The 4,641-nt window shown below is 67.8% G+C and carries 3 protein-coding genes; all 3 read right to left on the bottom strand.

The window, feature by feature from the left end:
* Positions 1-608: 608 nt before the first annotated feature.
* Positions 609-2,879: a polyribonucleotide nucleotidyltransferase gene (locus ACIO52_RS12240; protein ID WP_218717773.1), complete on the bottom strand. Its 2,271-nt coding sequence runs from the start codon at positions 2,877-2,879 to the stop codon at positions 609-611.
* Between the two features lie 376 nt (positions 2,880-3,255).
* Positions 3,256-3,525: a 30S ribosomal protein S15 gene (rpsO, locus tag ACIO52_RS12235; RefSeq protein WP_019048089.1), complete on the bottom strand. Its 270-nt coding sequence runs from the start codon at positions 3,523-3,525 to the stop codon at positions 3,256-3,258.
* A gap of 128 nt (positions 3,526-3,653) precedes the next feature.
* Positions 3,654-4,622: a bifunctional riboflavin kinase/FAD synthetase gene (locus ACIO52_RS12230; protein WP_218717772.1), complete on the bottom strand. Its 969-nt coding sequence runs from the start codon at positions 4,620-4,622 to the stop codon at positions 3,654-3,656.
* Positions 4,623-4,641: the final 19 nt, after the last annotated feature.

Genomic DNA, 4,641 nt, shown 5'->3' with positions numbered 1-4,641 from the left:
CTGGACTGCCTTCCATCTACCGACCGCAGGTGACGCCACGCGGCCGCAATACAACTCTCGGAATTCCCCCGGACCCACCGGGGTGACGGGATCGGCTCGGGGCGGCCAACCTCGGACACCCAGCCCGAAATCCGCCCGCTCACACCGGCATTCAGTGCGATCGGCTATGACACGATCGCGACCCGCCGGCTCGCCGCCATGCAACCAGCTATGACTCGGTTATCTCCCGACCTCCATCGTCAACCCCGACACCTGACACCCGCGCCCGCAGACGAGAGAAGCGTATTCGGTCCGATAATAAACCGGACCAGATTCCGTCAAAATCTCGGTCCGGGGCCGCGAATTCCGGCGCTGAGAACGGTCCAGCAATTCGACCGCATACGCCGAGGGGACAGCTCTCGCCCGATCGCCCACGCGGGCGATGTGGTGGCTGTCGGCACAGGTTCGCACTGTGTCGGGCAACACTATGTGAAACAACGTTGCATCAACGTTGCATCGCAGTGATTCACACCACTTTTCCTGGAGCGCGTCGTCCCCGGACACGACGAAACCCCCCGCCGGGGTGAACCGGCGAGGGGTTTCGGTGGTCGGTGAAGCTACCGGCGCGCTTACTCCGCGGCGGTGTCCTCGGCCGGGGCGGCCTCGGCGGCCGGGGCCTCGTCTTCGACGGGGACCAGCGAGATCTTGCCGCGGTTGTCGATGTCGGCGATCTCCACGCGCAGCTTGTCGCCGACGTTGACCACGTCCTCGACCTTGGCGACACGCTTGCCGTTGCCCAGCTTGGAGATGTGCACCAGGCCGTCGCGGCCCGGCAGCAGCGAGACGAACGCGCCGAAGGCGGTGGTCTTGACGACCGTGCCCAGGAAACGCTCGCCGACCTTCGGCAGCTGCGGGTTCGCGATCGCGTTGATCGCGTCGATCGCGGCCTGCGCCGACGGCCCGTCGGTCGCACCGACGAACACGGTGCCGTCATCCTCGATGGAGATGTTGGCGCCGGTGTCCTCGGTGATCTGGTTGATCATCTTGCCCTTGGGCCCGATGACCTCGCCGATCTTGTCGACCGGGATCTTGATCGCGGTGACGCGCGGGGCGTACGGGCTCATCTCGTCCGGGGTGGCGATGGCCTCGGCCATCACGTCCAGGATGGTGGTGCGGGCGTCGTGCGCCTGGTTCAGCGCACCGGCCAGCACCTGCGAGGGGATGCCGTCGAGCTTGGTGTCCAGCTGCAGGGCGGTGACGAAGTCACGGGTACCGGCGACCTTGAAGTCCATGTCGCCGAAGGCATCCTCGGCACCGAGGATGTCGGTCAGCGCGACGTAGCGGACCTCGTCCTCACCCTTGTCGTTGGTGACGGTGTCCGACACCAGGCCCATGGCGATACCGGCGACCGGCGCCTTCAGCGGCACACCGGCGTTCAGCAGCGACAGGGTCGAGGCACACACCGAACCCATCGAGGTGGAACCGTTGGAGCCCAGCGCCTCCGAGACCTGACGGATGGCGTAGGGGAACTCCTCCTGCGAGGGCAGCACCGGCATCAGCGCACGCTCGGCGAGCGCGCCGTGGCCGATCTCGCGACGCTTCGGCGAACCGACGCGGCCGGTCTCGCCGGTGGAGAACGGCGGGAAGTTGTAGTGGTGCATGTAGCGCTTGGAGGTCTCCGGGCCGAGCGAGTCGACCTGCTGGGCCATCTTCACCATGTCCAGGGTGGTGACGCCCATGATCTGGGTCTCGCCACGCTCGAACAGCGCCGAACCGTGGGCGCGCGGGATCACGGCGACCTCGGCGGACAGCGCGCGGATGTCGGCCAGACCACGGCCGTCGATGCGGAAGCCGTCGGTCAGGATGCGCTGGCGCACCAGCTTCTTGGTGACCGAGCGGAACGCGGCGCCCAGCTCCTTCTCCCGGCCGGTGAAGTCCTCGCCCAGACGCGAGAGCACGTCGAGCTTGATCTCGTCGATCTTGGCCTCGCGGGCCTGCTTGTCGGCGATGCTCAGCGCCTCGTTCAGCTCACGCTTGGCGGTGCCCTCGACGGCCTCGAACACGTCGGCGGCGTACGGCGGGAAGAGCGGGAACTCCTCGGTGGGCTTGGCGGCCAGGGTCGCCAGGTCCGACTGCGCGCGGCACAGGCGGGCGATGAACGGCTTGGCGGCCTCGAGGCCCTGGGCCACGACGGCCTCGGTGGGCGCCTGCGCGCCGTCGGAGATCAGCGCGATGACCTTGTCGGTGGCCTCGGCCTCGACCATCATGATGGCGACGTCACCGGACTCGGTGACCCGGCCCGCGACGACCATGTCGAACACGGCGCCCTCGAGCTGCTCGACGGTCGGGAACGCGACCCACTGATCACCGATCAGGGCGACGCGCACGCCGCCGACCGGGCCGGAGAACGGCAGACCGGAGATCTGGGTGGACGCCGAGGCGGCGTTGATGGCCACCACGTCGTAGAGATCCTGCGGGTCCAGGCTCAGCACGGTGACCACGACCTGGATCTCGTTGCGCAGGCCGTCGACGAACGACGGGCGCAGCGGACGGTCGATCAGGCGACAAGTCAGGATCGCGTCGGTGGAGGGGCGGCCCTCGCGACGGAAGAACGAGCCGGGGATGCGGCCCGCGGCGTACATGCGCTCTTCGACGTCGACCGTCAGCGGGAAGAAGTCGAACTGGTCCTTGGGGTGCTTGCCGGCGGTGGTCGCCGACAGCAGCATGGTCTCGTCGTCCAGGTAGGCGACGACGGATCCGGCGGCCTGCTTGGCCAGACGGCCCGTCTCGAAGCGGATGGTGCGGGTGCCGAAGCTACCGTTGTCGATCAGCGCGACCGACTCGAAAACACCGGGCTCGACCTCGACCGCAGTCGAAGCACGTTCAGTTGTCTGCGTCATTTTTCTTCTCTCGACCTCTCGTCTCGCCGGAGCGCAGCACCATGTGGGCGCGAACCAGCTATTTCGTCAGCCGTACCGGACACGGACACGTGGAAACCCTCCTGGCTGCCACGCGCAGCACCCGGCCGGATCCCCTTGGAAGCGGCGACGCGGAGGCGGTCATCGATCGAAGCCCGACGGCGGCGGGAAAAACGCCTGCCGAAAGGCCACTACCGAAGACCGACGCCACGCGGACGGATGCACACGGCTGTCACATGTTGTAGTGCACGCGGAAACCCGATGGTCGCCGAATACACGAATAGCCAACGAGAAGAAGTGTACTTCTTCCCATTGGCTACTCGCCGACCGCCTCAGCGAGGAGGCGTGTCGAAGCAGATCAGCGGCGCAGGCCGAGACGCTCGATGAGCGAACGGTAGCGCTCGATGTCCTTGGCCTGCAGGTACTTCGACAGGCGACGACGACGACCGATCAGGGCCAGCAGGCCGTGCCGGGTGTGGTGATCGTGCTTGTGCTGCTTGAGGTGCTCGGTCAGGTCCGAGATCCGCTTCGACAGCAGCGCGATCTGCGCCTCCGGCGAGCCGGTGTCCTTCTCGTGCAGGCCGTACTCGGCCAGAATGGCCGACTTCTGCTCAGTGGTCAGCGCCATGCGGCATCGACTCCTCTTTCTCAGTTCCGCGCTCGAAGTCCCGGTTACCCGGAATGGGCGCCACCGCGGACCGCAGCAAACCCGAGGATCGACTGTACCGGAGCGCTCGGGCGCGGGCCGCACCGGCCTCAGGCGTCGGCGGCGGTGAGTACCTTGCGCGCGTTCTCGACATCGCGGCCCATGGCCTCGACCAGGTCGTCGATGGTGTCGAACTTGCGCATCCCGCGCAGCTGCTCGACGAAGTCGACCGCCACGTGCTGGCCGTACAGATCGGCCTCGCCGTCGAGGACGAAGGCCTCCACGGTGCGCGAACGGCCGGAGAAGGTGGGATTCGTGCCGACCGAGATGGCGGCCATCGCGCGCGCACCGGGCTCGACCGTGCCGATGGTCGGGCCGGGGCCGAGCACGGTGAACCAGCCCGCGTACACGCCGTCGGCCGGGATCGCCGCGTGCATCGGCGGGGCGACGTTGGCGGTCGGGAAACCGAGCCCGCGACCGCGCCCGTCACCGTGCACGACGACGCCCTCGACCCGATGCGGACGGCCGAGCGCCTCGGCGGCGGCCGCCATGTCGCCCGCGTCGACGCAGGCGCGGATGTAAGTGGAGGAGAAGGTGACGGCGTGCTCGCCGAGCAGGGTGACCCCGTCGACCTCGAAGCCGAAGCGGGCGCCCAGCTCGCGCATGGTGTCGACGGTGCCCGCGGCCTTCTTGCCGAAGGTGAAGTTGTCGCCGACGACGACCTCGGTGACGTGCAGCCGCTCGACCAGCAGATCGTGCACGTACCCGGCCGGGGTGAGCTTCATGAACTCCTGGGTGAAGGGCATCACGCAGAACACGTCGATCCCGAGTTCCTCGGCGAGCTCGGCCCGCCGGGTCAGGGTGGTGAGCTGGGCGGGATGGGAACCGGGCCGGACCACTTCCATCGGATGCGGATCGAAGGTCATCAGAACCGAGGGAACATCACGCTTCTTCGCCGCGGCCACCGCGCGGCTGATCAGCTGCGCGTGCCCGCGATGCACGCCGTCGAACACGCCGATCGTGAGGACGCAGCGCCCCCAGTCGGCGGGCACATCGTCGAGACTTCGCCATCTCTGCACAGAGCGAAGCCTACGCAAC

Source organism: Nocardia sp. NPDC087230 (genome assembly GCF_044744725.1).
Classification (GTDB): domain Bacteria; phylum Actinomycetota; class Actinomycetes; order Mycobacteriales; family Mycobacteriaceae; genus Nocardia; species Nocardia canadensis.
This window is presented reverse-complemented; position numbering and strand designations above follow the sequence as displayed.